This window comes from Rhodococcus sp. ZPP (assembly GCF_017656075.1).
Lineage (GTDB): Bacteria > Actinomycetota > Actinomycetes > Mycobacteriales > Mycobacteriaceae > Rhodococcus_F > Rhodococcus_F oxybenzonivorans.
Window position 1 is genome coordinate 2,359,957 of the sequence record NZ_CP058638.1, and the last position, 14,678, is coordinate 2,374,634.

15 protein-coding genes and 1 pseudogene are annotated in these 14,678 nt (G+C 66.5%); 10 read left to right on the plus strand and 6 right to left on the minus strand.

Going from position 1 to position 14,678, the window contains the following annotated elements; all coding sequences use genetic code 11:
- Nucleotides 1-43 precede the first annotated feature (43 nt).
- The 9 genes and pseudogenes from HYG77_RS11220 to HYG77_RS11260 form a co-directional block, all read left to right on the plus strand.
- Nucleotides 44-805 carry a HypC/HybG/HupF family hydrogenase formation chaperone gene (locus HYG77_RS11220; RefSeq protein WP_109326815.1) on the plus strand — a complete coding sequence of 254 codons (762 nt, stop codon included), beginning with the start codon at nucleotides 44-46 and terminating at the stop codon, nucleotides 803-805.
- Nucleotides 802-1,473 carry an SIS domain-containing protein gene (locus HYG77_RS11225; RefSeq protein ID WP_109326813.1) on the plus strand — a complete coding sequence of 224 codons (672 nt, stop codon included), beginning with the start codon at nucleotides 802-804 and terminating at the stop codon, nucleotides 1,471-1,473. The genes HYG77_RS11220 and HYG77_RS11225 overlap by 4 nt, the downstream gene beginning before the upstream one ends.
- On the plus strand, nucleotides 1,470-2,570 hold the full coding sequence (gene hypE, locus HYG77_RS11230) for a hydrogenase expression/formation protein HypE (protein WP_208962682.1): 1,101 nt from the start codon (nucleotides 1,470-1,472) through the stop codon (nucleotides 2,568-2,570). The genes HYG77_RS11225 and hypE overlap by 4 nt, the downstream gene beginning before the upstream one ends.
- A gap of 25 nt (nucleotides 2,571-2,595) precedes the next feature.
- Nucleotides 2,596-2,868 carry a HypC/HybG/HupF family hydrogenase formation chaperone gene (locus HYG77_RS11235; RefSeq protein ID WP_109326811.1) on the plus strand — a complete coding sequence of 91 codons (273 nt, stop codon included), beginning with the start codon at nucleotides 2,596-2,598 and terminating at the stop codon, nucleotides 2,866-2,868.
- 16 nt (nucleotides 2,869-2,884) lie between these two features.
- Nucleotides 2,885-4,012, plus strand: a complete 1,128-nt coding sequence (gene hypD / locus HYG77_RS11240) for a hydrogenase formation protein HypD (protein WP_109326808.1) — start codon at nucleotides 2,885-2,887, stop codon at nucleotides 4,010-4,012.
- 5 nt (nucleotides 4,013-4,017) lie between these two features.
- Nucleotides 4,018-4,791 carry a DUF6390 family protein gene (locus HYG77_RS11245; protein WP_208962683.1) on the plus strand — a complete coding sequence of 258 codons (774 nt, stop codon included), beginning with the start codon at nucleotides 4,018-4,020 and terminating at the stop codon, nucleotides 4,789-4,791.
- A gap of 125 nt (nucleotides 4,792-4,916) precedes the next feature.
- On the plus strand, nucleotides 4,917-5,630 hold the full coding sequence (locus HYG77_RS11250) for a hypothetical protein (RefSeq protein ID WP_109326806.1): 714 nt from the start codon (nucleotides 4,917-4,919) through the stop codon (nucleotides 5,628-5,630).
- The gene (locus HYG77_RS11255; protein WP_208962684.1) at nucleotides 5,630-6,286 is read left to right on the plus strand and encodes an RES family NAD+ phosphorylase; all 657 of its coding nucleotides are present in this window, start codon (nucleotides 5,630-5,632) and stop codon (nucleotides 6,284-6,286) included. The genes HYG77_RS11250 and HYG77_RS11255 overlap by 1 nt, the downstream gene beginning before the upstream one ends.
- A gap of 226 nt (nucleotides 6,287-6,512) precedes the next feature.
- Nucleotides 6,513-7,067 (plus strand): annotated as a pseudogene (locus tag HYG77_RS11260) (DUF6390 family protein); the annotation flags it as partial.
- A gap of 5 nt (nucleotides 7,068-7,072) precedes the next feature.
- On the opposite strand, the gene HYG77_RS11265 reads toward HYG77_RS11260, so the two are convergent.
- The 6 genes from HYG77_RS11265 to HYG77_RS11290 form a co-directional block, all read right to left on the minus strand.
- Nucleotides 7,073-7,996: an SDR family NAD(P)-dependent oxidoreductase gene (locus tag HYG77_RS11265; protein WP_208962685.1), complete on the minus strand. Its 924-nt coding sequence runs from the start codon at nucleotides 7,994-7,996 to the stop codon at nucleotides 7,073-7,075.
- On the minus strand, nucleotides 7,993-9,303 hold the full coding sequence (locus HYG77_RS11270) for an MFS transporter (RefSeq protein WP_244461288.1): 1,311 nt from the start codon (nucleotides 9,301-9,303) through the stop codon (nucleotides 7,993-7,995). The genes HYG77_RS11265 and HYG77_RS11270 overlap by 4 nt, the downstream gene beginning before the upstream one ends.
- Nucleotides 9,304-9,385: 82 nt before the next feature.
- Nucleotides 9,386-10,618, minus strand: coding sequence for an alpha/beta hydrolase (locus HYG77_RS11275; protein WP_109326800.1), 1,233 nt, complete (start codon nucleotides 10,616-10,618; stop codon nucleotides 9,386-9,388).
- The gene (locus tag HYG77_RS11280) at nucleotides 10,615-10,860 is read right to left on the minus strand and encodes a hypothetical protein (RefSeq protein ID WP_109326799.1); all 246 of its coding nucleotides are present in this window, start codon (nucleotides 10,858-10,860) and stop codon (nucleotides 10,615-10,617) included. The genes HYG77_RS11275 and HYG77_RS11280 overlap by 4 nt, the downstream gene beginning before the upstream one ends.
- Nucleotides 10,857-11,501 carry a VOC family protein gene (locus HYG77_RS11285; protein WP_109326798.1) on the minus strand — a complete coding sequence of 215 codons (645 nt, stop codon included), beginning with the start codon at nucleotides 11,499-11,501 and terminating at the stop codon, nucleotides 10,857-10,859. Before HYG77_RS11285 ends, HYG77_RS11280 begins: the two co-directional genes overlap by 4 nt.
- Nucleotides 11,502-11,525: 24 nt before the next feature.
- Nucleotides 11,526-12,284: a maleate cis-trans isomerase gene (locus tag HYG77_RS11290; protein ID WP_208962686.1), complete on the minus strand. Its 759-nt coding sequence runs from the start codon at nucleotides 12,282-12,284 to the stop codon at nucleotides 11,526-11,528.
- Nucleotides 12,285-12,566: 282 nt separating this feature from the next.
- On the opposite strand from HYG77_RS11290, the gene HYG77_RS11295 reads away from it, so the two are divergent.
- Nucleotides 12,567-14,669, plus strand: coding sequence for a hydantoinase/oxoprolinase family protein (locus HYG77_RS11295; RefSeq protein ID WP_208962687.1), 2,103 nt, complete (start codon nucleotides 12,567-12,569; stop codon nucleotides 14,667-14,669).
- Nucleotides 14,670-14,678: the final 9 nt, after the last annotated feature.

Here is a 14,678-nt window from a genome sequence, read left to right on the forward strand (position 1 = left end):
TCGGTAGCCCCGACCGACCGGCCCGGGGACGGGAGCGAAGTCAATGACGACAACCGAAGCGGGCGGCCACCTCGTCGACACGGACCTGTCGGCAGACCTTGCCGCCGCATCACTAGCCCTTGCGCGCAGATTCCACGACGGCGCGACGCTCTGGGTCATCTCACCTCAATGGGAGCCGCACGCCCACCACGTGGCGGTCGAATTCGTGCACCCGGTGATCATGGGAAAACGCGCGTTACCGTCGGTCGCTCTCGTCGAGCCCGACCCCGTGGCGCAGTCCCGGGTGGCGAGCCGGCCCGGTGACGTCCTGCTGGCGGTCGCGTCGGCCGACGAGCCTGCTGTCGTGGACGCGATGCGCCGCGCCCCCGCGTGGGGCGTCGAAACCCTGTGGATCGGGGCGGGACCGCGCCCACCCGCCGGAGCGGCGAACCACATCCTGTGGGTCGATTCCGACGACCCGATGGTCCCGGCCACCGGGCGATTCGTCCTGATGTATCACCTGTTGTGGGAGCTCACGCACGTCTGTTTCGAGCACTCGGGGTTGCTGAAGCCCGACACCGATGAGTGCACCCAGACCGGCTGCGTCACCTGCAGCGACGAGGGCCGTCTCGGCGAAGTGGTGCTGGAGCCCGCCGACGCACTCGGCCCCGCCCTGGTTCGCACCGCCACGGGTGAGGAATGGGTGGACGTCAGCGTGTTGCCCGACGTGCGGCCGAACGACCTGGTCCTCGTCCATGCGGGAGCAGCGATCACCCGACTCGACGGCACAGAGCTCCGCCAAGCAGAGCAGGAGAGGGAAGGATGACCACGCACGACTCCGAGAGCACCAACTTTCTCTACCCGTTCATCGACTCCGAGGAGACGGACGCGAAGAGCCTCCTCGACGACCTGGCCGCCTCGGCGCGTGGAAAAGCAGCCGAAAGCGCACGGCTGCAACGGGCCTCACTCGAGGAGTACGGCGAAGGCCTGACAGCGGCCGGCATCGAGATGGCCGACAGGTTTCGGCGCGGCGGCCGCCTCTACACGTTCGGCAACGGCGGCAGCTCCACCGACGCCGCGACCCTGGCGACCCTGTTCAGTCGTCCGGCGCGCGGACGCCCCGTCGCGGCCTGGTCCCTCGCCGCCGACCAGGCGGTGGTGACCGCATTGGCCAACGATGTCGGGTTCGACCTGATCTTCAAGCGGCAGATCATCGCCCACGCCCGGGATCGGGACGTGGCCATTGCGTTGTCGACCTCCGGCAATTCCGACGATCTGATGACGGCGCTGACCGAGGCGAAGAGCAGAGGTCTTCTGACCATCGGATTCGCGGGACACGAAGGCGGGCGGATGGCGGTTGCCGACTACTTGGACTATTGCTTCACCATCCACTCGCAGAGCATTCATCGCATTCAGGAGAGCCACGCGATGCTCGGGTACCGGTTGTGGTCCGTCGCCCAGGAACATCTCGCGAGACCGGGAGCGTATGCATGAGCACCACCGAACCAGCCACCTCGGCTCAGCGCGAAGACCGCGTCCTCGAACGCATCGACAAGTTCCGTCAGCGTCGGCCGCGATTGCTGGACGAGGTGGTGACCCTCGCGCACGGGGCCGGCGGCAAGTCGTCGGCCGCGCTCGTCGATGCCGTCTTCGTGGAGGCGTTCCGCAACGAAGAACTGGAACAGCTCGGGGACGCCGCGGCCCTGGCACTGCCTTCCGGTGAGCGGCTCGCCTTCTCCACCGACTCCTACGTGGTGCAGCCGCGGCGCTTCCCCGGTGGATCGATCGGTCACCTCGCCGTGCATGGCACGGTCAACGACCTCGCGGTGTCGGGTGCGCGGCCGCAGTGGCTGTCGGCGGCATTCGTCATCGAGGAAGGCTTTCCCATCGCGGAGCTGAAGGAGATCGTCGCTGACATGAGTGAGGCGGCGATTCTGTCCGGAGTGCAGATCGTCACCGGCGACACCAAGGTGGTGGGCAAGGGCGCCGCCGACGGCGTGTACATCTCCACGGCGGGCGTCGGTGTGATCCCCGACGGCCGGCGGTTGTCGCCGGACCTCGTCCGGCCCGGCGACAAGGTAGTGCTGTCCGGCACCATCGGGGAACACGGGATGGCGGTCATGCTGGCGCGGGGTGACCTCGCGATCGAAGCGGACATCGCCTCGGACACCGCGCCGGTGAACGGGGTGGTGGAGGCGCTCCTCGCGGCGGCGCCGTCGACACGGTGGATGCGCGACGCCACGCGCGGCGGTGTCGGAACCGTCTGCAACGAACTCGCCAAGGCCGCCCAGGTCGCCGTCATCGTCGACGAGGAAACCCTGCCGATCCAACCGCAGGTGCTCGGTGCCTGCGACATGCTCGGCATCGACCCCCTGTACGTCGCGAACGAGGGCAAGTTCGTGGCCGTCGTCGCGGCGGAGGAAGCCGAGGCCGCCGTGACGGCGATGCGGGCGCACCCCCGCGGAGCGAATGCCGCAGTCGTGGGCGAGATTCTGAGGGAACCCCCAGGAATCGTCGCGTTGAGAACATCATTCGGGGGCAGCCGGATCGTCGACATGCTCGTCGGTGACCCCCTTCCCCGGATCTGCTGAGAACCTCCCGGAGAGGAGAAACCCGATGTGCTTGGGAATACCCGGTCAGGTAGTCGACATCGTCGACGCCCAACAGCATCTGGCCAAGGTGGACGTGAACGGCGTCCAGAGAACGATCAGTGTTCGACTGCTCGCCGAAGACAACCTGGTGGTCGGTGACTGGGTGCTCGTGCACGTCGGGTTCGCAATGGCGAAGATCGACGAAATCGAGGCGCAACTCACCCTGGACCAGGTGCAGAAGATGGGCGCCGACTACGTGAACGAGATCGACGCGTTCAACTCGTCCGAGATCGCCTGAGAGTCAGAGGTAAGTGATGAAGTTCGTCGACGAATTCCGCGACCCCGCAGCGGCGCGAGCCCTGGTCAAGTCCATCACCGAGCTGGCCCGCGGTGACGAGTTCAAGTTCATGGAAGTGTGTGGCGGCCACACCCACACGATCTATCGTCACGGTATCGAGCACCTGCTGCCCGAATCGGTGGAGTTGGTGCACGGGCCCGGATGCCCGGTGTGCGTCATCCCCATGGGCCGCGTCGACGACGCGATGTGGCTCGCGGAACAGCCCGGTGTCATCTTCACCACCTTCGGCGACATGATGCGCGTGCCCGGCTCGAAGGGCAATCTCATCGAGGCCAAGGCGCGGGGCGCGGACGTCCGGTTCGTGTACTCACCGCTCGACGCCCTGAAGGTGGCCATCGACAATCCGGACAAGCAGGTGGTGTTCTTCGCGGTCGGCTTCGAGACCACGGCGCCGTCCACGGCCGTGACCCTGGTGCGTGCGCGGGCACTCGGGGTGACGAACTTCAGCGTGTTCTGCAACCACGTCACGATCGTTCCGCCCATCAAGGCGATCCTGGAGTCGCCGGACCTGCGGCTGTCCGGGTTCCTCGGCCCCGGACACGTGTCCACGGTGGTCGGACTGCGCCCGTACCGCTTCGTATCCGAGGTGTATGGCAAACCGATGGTCGTTGCCGGCTTCGAGCCCCTCGACATCCTCGCCTCGGTGCACATGCTGCTCCAGCAGATTCGGGAGGGACGCTGCGAGATCGAGAATCAGTACAAGCGGGTGGTGCGCCCGGAGGGCAACGTGCAGGCGCTGAAATTGATGGCCGAAACGTTCGAGCTGCGACCACATTTCGAGTGGCGTGGTCTCGGGTTCATCTCGCAGAGCGCACTGAAGGTGCACCGGAATTACGCGGAATTCGACGCCGAGGAGAAGTTCTCGATGCCGGGCATCCGCGTCGCCGACCCGAAGGCATGCCAGTGCGGTGAGGTACTCAAGGGTGTCATCAAGCCCTGGGAGTGCAAGGTGTTCGGGACGGCCTGTACACCGGAGACACCCATCGGTACCTGCATGGTCTCCCCTGAGGGCGCCTGCGCCGCCTACTACAACTTCGGCCGGTTGCACCGCGAGACCGCGCAGCTGCTCGGGCAGCGAGCCTGACTGCCATGGTGTCGCTCGAGCATTCGGTGCTGCCGGGGCACCGCCTGTTCGCGCAATACGCGCACGCCCCGAATGCGCTCGGGTATTGCGGCCCTCCGGGTTCCGAGCGACTGCAGGCGCTCGCGTGCGGTCAGGCCACCGACGTCGACGTGCTCTCGCTGGCACGGCAGTTCAGCGGCGCCTGGCCGTATCAACAGGTGATCGCGGAACTCGCGGGCATCGCCGACCCCCTGGACGAGCGGGTGGTCCGTGCCTACTGGACGGCCGACGACCTGATCGACCGCATAGACCGAGCCCAGTTCGGCGCAACCCTCCTCGCGCGGCTGGCGTCGACAGCGGGACACTACTGGAAACACCTGACCGGGAAGCTCCTCGTCGAAGCGGCGCCGACCCACAATTTCCATGTCTTCGGCGTCTACCCGTGGTCACGGCTACTCGACACGGGGATGCCGCAACCGCTGCACATCCTCGACTCGTGCCGGATCAGCTGGGGCGAGGTGGTGGGGTTCACGGCCGACCGGGCAGTGGTCCGTTCACGACCGCTGATGTTCGAGCACGGGCAGCTCTTCCTCGGACCCGACCGGGAAGTGCCCGCCGACTACACGGTGCCCGAGGGAGCCTTCGTCCCCGATCTCGCCGTCGGCGATCGTGTGGCGGTGCACTGGAATTTCGTCTGCGACCGACTCGACTCCGCCCAGCTCGACCGCCTCGAGCAGCAAACGGAATGGCAACTTGCCCAGACCAACCAGAGGTTGAGTACGACTGGTCACTGCGGGTAGCAGTTTCATCTCTCGGGTGTGGCATCGACCCGACTGAGTGGACGGTGGTCAACCGCGCGCCCCACTCCTCGCCGCAACGGAAGCAACGGTGTAATATATCGGTGCAAACGTAGCAAGGAGTGCGGATGTCGACCCACCGATCGATCTCTCCCAGGCGACAGCACAAGGTGGCCGGCTACCGGCTGCGCCGAGACACCTTGACCGGCCGCTACACCCGTGCCGACGACCGCCCGCACGCCACCGTGTCGCTGGACGAGCGGCGCCGTTTGTCGGATCTGTCGACCCCCGAACTCATCGACGTCGTCGCCTCCGAACTCGCCGCACGCCCCGAGATGCACCTGGTCCGCAATCAGGTGACCGCTCTGCTGGCGATGGCACCGACCCTCACCGACCGCACCCAAGCCGCCCGGATCGGCGCCGACCTCGTCGACGACGCCATCGCCCAGGCTGAAATAGAGCAAGCCGCCCGCCGGCACATCCTCGACCACCCGATGCTCACCGCCGGCCAGGTCGCCGCCGCCCTACGCCGACCGGCATCAGACCGCACCGTCGCCTCGAGGCTTCGCACCACAGGCAAGGTCGTCGCCCTCCCCGTCGGCAACAGCTACCGGTACCCGGCATTCCAGTTCGACGAGGCCACGGCGTCGGTCCGCGAGACCGTCGCGTCTGTCAACACCACGCTCGGTGCGGCCGCCGACCCGTGGGGGGTGGCGTCATGGTGGCTGACCCCCTCCACCCGCCTGCGCGAGGGGCAGACCCCGGCCGACCTCGCGGCCGACCCGGACCCCGCGTCCGGCCAAAAGCTCGAGCGGCTCGCCGCCGCGGTGCTGCCCGACTGATGCCGAACATCGAACCACCGGCCGGAGGGTTACTCGGGCCGGCGCATCGGAGCGTGCTCACTACTGGAACGGTGGTGTGGCGGGTGCACAGCAGCCACCGCGCCCCACACGCCCCGAACCCGACCGCGCAGCCCGACGAGCTCGCCGGTGGCCGGTTCGACTCTCTCGACGGCAGCTACGCCTACCTCTATATCGCCGATAGCCCCGACGGTGCGATCGCCGAAACCATCTGCCGGGACCTACCACTCGATCCCACCGTCGCTCGGATTGTGCCCGCCTCCGCAGTGGCAGGCCGCACCCTGACCGCGCTTACCGTCACCCGCACCCTCACCGTCGCCGCACTCCACGGACCGCACCTCTCAGCGGTTGGCCAAGACCTGTGGCTCACCAAATGCGAAGCCCGGCACTACGTCTTAACCCGGCGGTGGGCCAACGCCATTCGTACCGCCGACCCCGACCTCGACGGACTCGCCTACCGGCCCCGGCACAACGAAGACACCCTCGCCTGGATACTCACCACCGACCCAGCGATCACACCTCACCCAGAACTGGCAATCGACCCGACCACCACACCCCTGCCCCTCGACCACGGGACCGGCCGCGACCTCGTCGCCCGCATCATCGCCGACCACAGCGCCATCCTCTCCCCCACCTGAGCCAGAACAGTGCTAGCTCGACGGTGGCTTCTTCTTCCTCGGCCGCCAGTTACAAGTTCACCGTCAGCCAACTCCGACGTCTTCTACGTCGATGGGTTCTCCACCGCCCAGAGTCTGTTGACCCCCAAGGCCGACTGTGACCTCCTGTCGCGCGATGCCGTCACCGTCACTGCCCTTTCGGTGGATGGTTGACCACGCGGGGGGCTGCGACGGCCTTCAGACCCTCGACCCCCTGGACGAGCGGGTGGTCCGCGCCTACTGGACGGCCGACGACCTGATCGACCGCATAGACCGAGCCCAGTTCGGCGCAACCCTCCTCGGGCGGCTGGCGTCGACAGCGGGACACTACTGGAAACACCTGACCGGGAAGCTCCTCGTCGAAGCGGCGCCGACCCACAATTTCCATGTCTTCGGCGTCTACCCGTGGTCACGGCTACTCGACACGGGGATGCCGCAACCGCTGCACGTCCTCGACTCGTGCCGGATCAGCTGGGGCGAGGTGGTGGGGTTCACGGCCGACCGGGCAGTGGTCCGTTCACGACCGCTGATGTTCGAGCACGGGCAGCTCTTCCTCGGACCCGACCGGGAAGTGCCCGCCGACTACACGGTGCCCGAGGGAGCCTTCGTCCCCGATCTCGCCGTCGGCGATCGTGTGGCGGTGCACTGGAATTTCGTCTGCGACCGACTCGACTCCGCCCAGCTCGACCGCCTCGAGCAGCAAACGGAATGGCAACTTGCCCAGACCAACCAGAGGTTGAGTACGACTGGTCACTGCGGGTAGCAGTTTCATCTCTCGGGTGTGGCCCGGATTGCGGATTCGACGAAGTGCTGAATCTGGGCGGCAGTGCTGTCGGTGCCCGACTGCGCCGTCGAGTCGTTGATCTGAGGCCAGTGACGGGCAACGTCTTCGGGGGTTCTGGCATCCGCGGGGAGGAAGACGCCGTGGGCTTCGAGCATGCGGCTGACCGCAAACGTTCCACCGCCGGCGCCGAGGATCGTCTTGGTCGGTGCATCCTCGGAGACCAAGAACAGCGCACCGGGCGTAATCGACTCCGGAGTCAGAAGTTCGGCGGCCGTGACGTCGAGAATCGATTCGGTCATGGAAGTCGTCGCGAGGGGCGCCAGCGCATTGACTCGAATGCCCTTGGATTGTCCCTCGATCGCGAGCACGTTCATCAGGCCGACGAGCGCCGATTTGGCTGCGGCGTAGTTCGCTTGCCCGAAGTTGCCGTAGATCCCGGACGCGGAGGTCGTCATGAGAATTCGGCCATACTTTTGGGTGATCATGTGCGGCCATACGGCTTTACTGCAGTGCACGCCACCCATCAGGTGGACGTCGAGGACTGTGCGGAAGTCGTCGATGTTTGCGTTGCGGAAGCTGGCATCTCGCAGAATTCCGGCGTTGTTGATGAGGATGTCGACCCGGCCCCATGCGGAGAGGGCCCGGTCGACCATGGCGGTGACCTGGGGATAGTCGGTGACGTCGGCGTAGTCGGCGATTGCCGAGCCGCCGCGGGTGGTGATGTCGGCGACGACCCGGTCTGCGGGCGTGTTCGGAGTGTTGTCGGCGGAGCTTTCGTCAGCGGATCCACCGATGTCGTTGACGACGACGTGAGCGCCGCGGGCCGCGAGGGCGTGGGCGTGGGCACGGCCGAGTCCACCGCCGGCCCCGGTGACGATGGCGACCTGGCCCGTGAAATCAATGGTCATGACACTGCTTTCTGTTCAACGTTCTCAGCGACAGGGATGACCGCGTCGGCTGCGGTATGGCGCGGTACGAGCAGCGTCAGTACGGCGCCGACGACGGCGGGGACGGCGAAGGCGAGCAGTTGCCAGGTGGTGCCGGCGCCGAGTGCGACGAAAAGTCCCCCGTAAGTGGGGCCGATGATCGCACCGATCCGGCCCACTCCCAACGCCATGCCGAGCCCGGTGGCCCGGCAGGATGCCGGGTAGAAGGTGCCGACGAAGGTGTTGAGCAGGATTTGGGTGCCCGTCGTGCCCACACCCGCGAGGAGTACCAGTAGATAGATGACCGCGAGCGGCGGGGCGGTGGCGACGAGCAGCAGAGAGACTGCGGCAATGACGAAGAAGGTTGCGGTGACGGGTTTTATGCCGTACCGGTCGGCGAGTACGGCACCGATGAGTGCGCCCGCCGCGCCGCCGACGTTCAGGGTGAGCAGGAACGACAAGGCGGCGCCCAGCGGGTAACCGGCCGACTTCATGAGCGCGGGAAGCCAGGTCGCGACGCCGAACAATACGAGCAAGCAGACCAGGGTCATGCCCCAGAACAGAAGCGTCGCGACAGTGCGGTCCGCGCCGAACAGTGCGCGCAGCCCGCGTCGGGGGCTGGGCGCGGCCAGAGCGGAGGTCGCGGCGTGCTGGAGGTGATAGCGGTCGGCGATCGCCGCCGCGGCCTCATGCCGGCCGCGAGCATTCAGATAGGCCGGTGACTCCGGCAGGTATCGGAGCATCACCGGAAGGAAGACGAGTGCCGGCACCATCCCGGCCAGGAACATCGCCCGGAACCCGTACTCGGGCACGAGCCACAGCGACAGCACTCCGGCAAGTATTCCGCCGATGCTGGTGCCGACGAACCCGAGCGCCACCGACCGGGCCCGAGCACCGGGTTCGGCGAACTCGATCAATGTTGCTGCGGCGGTCGGCATCAGGACACCGGCCCCGAGTCCCACCGCAACACGCCCTACCCCGAACACTTCGGGGCTGGGTGCGAACGCGCACACCCCCATCGCCGCGGAGAAGACGAGGACGGCGGTGAGGAGAGTGCGGCGGCGGCCCCAACGGTCGGCGACGGCCGCGGCGAGTAGGGCGCCGACGAGCATGCCGACTCCGGCGAGGGAGCCGAGCATTCCCACCTGGGTGGCGTCGAGATTCCAGGAGTCGTAGCTCAACAGTGAGGGGACCACTGTTCCGTACATCAGAAGGTCATACCCCTCGAGGACCAGTGCCATGAGGCAGAGTCCGACGACGGGCGCGGCAGGGGTGATACGGGCAGACATCGGTGTCTCCGCTCGAAGTGACATGACCACGCTGTCCCACCGGAGGCAGGACAGGGTGAATGCATCAGTGGCTAGGGACGCGTTACGTGCAGCGGGTTTCGAGCCACGCGCCGATCTCGGCGGCGGCCAGGCTTGCGCCGGTGGGGGCGCCGTCGCGGATCGGCCCTCCGAAGTGGGTGCCGGCGACGCGGACGTGCGTTGTGTCGGTCGATCCGAGGGCGTCGACCATCATTGTGGCGTCCTCGGGGAAGCACGCCTGATCACCGGTGAGTTCGACGAAAAGTGTCGGGGCGGTGACTGCGGGAGCACAGCGGAGGAAGTCGGCGTTGCTGCTGAGGCCCGACCAGGTAGACAGCCAGGCGTCCGGAGTGGCGAACCGTCCGAAGCCCACGAGTCCGTAGTTGGTCAGGTCGGGTCGCCGGCCGAACAGTGACCCGTAGGGACGCTCGTTCGGGCTCAGGGACAGGTCGGTGAACCTCAGGTCCGCGTCGGTGCGGTACACGGTCAGGACGTGGGGCGCGAGCGCGGCGCGGCGCTCCGCCGGGTCCGCGGTGCGCTTGTATCGACGACGCGCATCGGCGGCTTCGTCGACTCGTGCACGGGCGATCGCGTCGAGGCGGGCGATGCGGTCGTGCTGCGCTGCCCGGTAGCGGGTGACGAAATCCGGTGGATACGAAGAACTGTGCGGCGGTTCGGCGAAACCGTTCGCAGGATCGAAGGGGTTGAGGTCGGGATCAGCGGCGAGGGGGTCCGACTCGTCGGTGACCGACGGGTCGATCAACCGCAACAGCAGTGCCCCCTGTCCGGGGTGCGGGGCCATGAAAATCGCCGCGTCAGGCAGCGGCATCTCGGCGCCGGGGAGATCGATCGGTCGTCCCGCAGGGGTACGGGTCAACCGCTCCCCTGCCGGTAGTGCGGCCTGCTGGTGATAGAACGCGAAGAGGGTCCCGCCTCCGGAGTGCCCGAGAGTGACGACGTACTCGAACCCTTTCTCCCGCAGGAACACCTGTCCTGCCGCGGCATCCAGCAGCGCCTGTTCGTGCACCAGGGCGATGTCGTTGTTGACCGACCGGGTGCCCTGCGTCCACACCGCGAACCCACGGGCAAGCAGTTCGGGAACGAGCACGTGATGAGTCAGATCCTGACGCGGGTGCATCAAGGTGACGACGGTGCGCGCACCAGGAACGACCCGCAGCACGCCGGAGACCTTGGCACCGTCGGCGGTGGCAAGTTCGTGCGTCGACGTCACCGTGGCCTCGGGAGCTCGAGCAGCGTCGATATACCGGCCGGCGCCCAGCCGTGAGCTCGCACTCATCGCGGCTCGACCCGCATAGCGTCCTTGTCCCACTGCGTGATTCGGGACTGCGCCAGCCCGGCGACACTGCTGTACCAGACGGCGTGGCGGCAGCCGGTGGCGCGGCGGTCGATGACGATGGCCGTCTCGGAGACGATCCGGAAGTAGGGACCGACGTGGTCGACGGTGACCGCCGGATCCTGACCGGCGACTTCGGCGACCGCGGTGTTCTCCGGGACGTCGAGGACGAACAAGGTGGTCATCGGGTCACCATCTCCTTCGATTCCTGTTCCTGCTGCCAGGCGGCCGCGCGTTCGGTGATCAGTTCCGCCTTGCGAGTCAGCAGGGCGGCCATGCTGGGATCGGGGCCGGTCACCACGTCGACGAGGGCGTCGATGGTGAGGTTCGCGTCGAGATCTTCCTGCGGGGTGACCGGACGCAGCGCCCGGGTGATCTCGATCATGTACCCGTTGGGGTCATGGGTGTAGATCGACTCGATCGTCTCGTGCTGGATCTGCATCTCCACCGGCCATGCGCTGTGGTCCAGTCGCCGCCGATATTCCGTCAGGTCCTCCTCGCTGTCGACGTGAATGGCCAGATGGCGCGAGCGGATGAAGAAGATGGGCACGTCGTCATCGAAGCGGGAGTACGAGTCGCCCTGTGGTCCACCGTCGAAGGGTTCGAGGCCGAAGTAGTAGAAGAAGGCGAGCCGGTCGTCGTTGCCGATGTCGAAGAAGAAGTGAATGAAGTCAGGGTGTTTTTCCGGGCCCCAGCCGGCGGCGCAGATGGAATGTACGACCGGGAACCCGAGAACGTCGCGATAAAACTTCACGGTTGAGGCAGGATCGAAGGTCGGGTATGCGACGTGGTCAACGCCTCTGACGGTGTGCTGCAGTTCGGACATGGTCAACTCTCCCAAGGGGTTCGGTTACTGGCGGGCGGCAGAAGGTGCGTCGGCGCGCAGCAGACTTCCAGCTCCGGGAATGTCGACGTCGAGGTCGAGTGCGCGCAGCAGGCTGTAGGCGCCGGCGGTCGCTGCTGACAGCACCGGCAGGTCGAACTCGTCTTCCGCGCTTTGGACGAGGTCGAGTGAGGGCATCTGCACGCAGGCGGAGATCACCATGGCATCGGCTCCGGTGCGGTCGAGTGATCGTGCCGCTTCCATGACCCGTTCGCCGGGTATGCAGCCGACCTCGGCGTTGTCGGAGACCTCGAGAGCGCGCCAGTCGGACACCGCAATGCCTTCCGCCTCGATATAGGCGACGACCTGCTCGGCGAGCGGAAGCATGTAGGGCGTGACCAGGATGATCCGTTTCGCGTCGAGGGCGTGGAGTGCTTCGATGAGGGCGCCCGCGCTGGAGCGGACCACTGCGTCGGAACCCCCGGTCGCCAGTTGCTCGGCGACCAGGCTTTCCACGCGTTGGTGCTCCCCGGGTCCCACTGACATCAGGGCGACCAGACATGCGTAGAGGATGGCGTCGACGCCTGCGTCACCGAGTTCGAGGATGCACCGCTCGCGTTGAGCGTTCATCGCTCGCAGTTGTTCCGGAGACACCGCCTGCATGCGCATGCGGCTCGAGTGGAATGAAAACTGGGCCTCCGCATGTCGGCCGAGCAGTGCCGGCATTTCCGTTTCGACGGTCACATTCGAGCTCGGTACGACGAGTCCGATGCGGTGAATGCCCATGGCGTAGTCCTTCTGATTGGGATGGCAGGTGGGAGCGCGGTCCGCACTGCCGGATATTTACGTTCATGACGATTATTCGACGCATATGACGATTCGTCAAGCCTTGGGTTGGCGGGTCCTCACGAGCAACGATGCCGACCTGAGCCGCGTTTGTGTCCGTTCTCACATTCAGCACTTGACAGGTCGTCAGTAACGTCGAATACTCGACATTGACGTAAGGAGGTGTTCGAGGATGACCTCACACCCCGTCGCATACCCCCGGCACGAAGGAGCACAGCGGCAATGGCATATGTAATCGGAGTGGACGTCGGTGGCACGTTCACCGACGCGGTGTTGGACGACAACGCCGGCACTGTTCTCGCGGCCAAGGCTCCCTCGACCCCGCCCGACTACTCACGCGGCGTGATCGACGTTCTCGAGGTGCTCGCGGAGCAACTGGGATGCCCGATCGAGGAGATGCTGGCAAACACGCACCACATCGCTCACGGCACCACCTCGTCCCTGAACGCCCTCGTCATGGGCAACGTGCCCCCGGTCGGCTTCCTCACCACCAAGGGCCACCGCGACTCGATCTACATCATGAACGTCGAAGGACGTTATCTGGGCAGCTCACCTGAGCAGCTCCAGAATGTGATGGGACAGAGCAAGTCCCACGGTCTCGTCCCGAAGAAACACGCCCTGGAGGTGACCGAACGGCTCGACCGGGACGGCAACGTCGTCGTCGCCCTCGACGAGGATTCCGCCCGCGAGTCCATCCGCGAGCTCCTCGCCGAGAAGGTGTCGGGGATCGCGGTCTCGCTGTTGTGGTCGTTCCGCAACCCCGTGCACGAGCAGCGCATCCGCGAACTCGTCCACGAAATCGACCCGACGATGTTCGTTTCCCTGTCGAGCGAGGTGAGTCCCCGCATCCGCGAGTTCGCCCGCAACGCGACGACCATCATGAGCACCCAGATCGGGCCCGGGCTCCGGGACTACCTCGGCGAATTGGAGTCCAAGCTGCGCAAGCTCGAACTCGCGGGACCTCTGCTGGTGATGCAGAGCAACGGGGGCGCAGTCGCCGCCGCGGAGGCACCGAAGAATGCGATCAGCACAGTCGGATCAGTGTTGACCGGCGGTGTGGTGGGCGCCGTCTCCCTCGGCAAGCAACTCGACCACCGCAACATCATCGCCACCGACGTCGGCGGAACCACCTTCCTCGTCGGACTCGTCGTCGACGGGGAGCCCGTCCGCTCCTCCAGCACGATCATCAACCACCATCCGATCAACGTGCCGACCCTCGAGGTCCACGCCATCGGCTCCGGCGGCGGCGCCATCGCCTGGATCGACCCGGGTGGCAACCTGCAGATCGGCCCCCACAGCGCGCAGGCCGTCCCCGGCCCGGCCTGTTACGGCCAGGGCGGAACCGAACCGACCAATGCCGACGCCAACCTCGTGCTCGGAATTCTGCCCGAACGTGGCCTTCTCGGCGGGCGTAAACCGCTCGACAAAAACCTTGCGCGCGAAGCGATTCGCACCAGAATCGCCGAACCCCTGGGTCTGTCGATCGAGGACGCCGCCGCGGCCATCTACGCGGTCCAGAACGCTCAAACCGGCGACCTGCTTCGCAAGACCGTGGTCGAGGCCGGCCACGATCCCCGGAACTTCGTCCTCTACGCTTTCGGCGGATCCGGCCCAGCCCACTGCGCGGCCTACGCCGCCGAGGTCGGTGTCCGGGAGGTCATCGTTCCGCTCGGCCAGGTCGCTTCGGCCTTCTCTGCGTACGGTCTCGCGTCGTCCAACATCGTCCTCGCCGCCGAACTGTCCGACCCGGCCGCCATGCCCCTCGACCCCGCCCGCGCCGAGCGCAATTTCTCGCAGCTGGAAACCCAGGTGCTCGAACAGATCAACCGACAGGGCTTGACCTTCACCAGCGTCGAGATCGAGCGTGAGATCGACATGCGCTACACCATGCAGCTCGCCGAGGTCGCCACCCCGATCCCGGCCGGAGACCTCGACGCAGTCGGGATCGCGCAGGCGTCGGATCTGTTCGAGCAGCGGTACGCCGAACTCTACGGAGAGGACAGCGGATTCCGGGAAGCCGGCATCCAGGCGATTACCTACCGGGTGCGCGCGACCGGCATTCTGCCCTTCTCCCCCACGCTGCCGGAACTGAAGTCCGCGGACTCCGCCGATGCATCCGCCGCCAGGATCGGCACCCGCAAGGTCTGCCTGAACGGCCGGATCGGATACGTGGACACCGACGTCTACGACTACAGCAAGCTGCTCGCCGGACACGTACTGACCGGCCCGGCGATCGTCGAGGTCCCGACGACCACCGTCGTCGTCCCCCACGGCACCACCGGCACCGTCGACCGTCTCGGCAACCTCAACATCGTCGCCCACTAGGAGCACCGA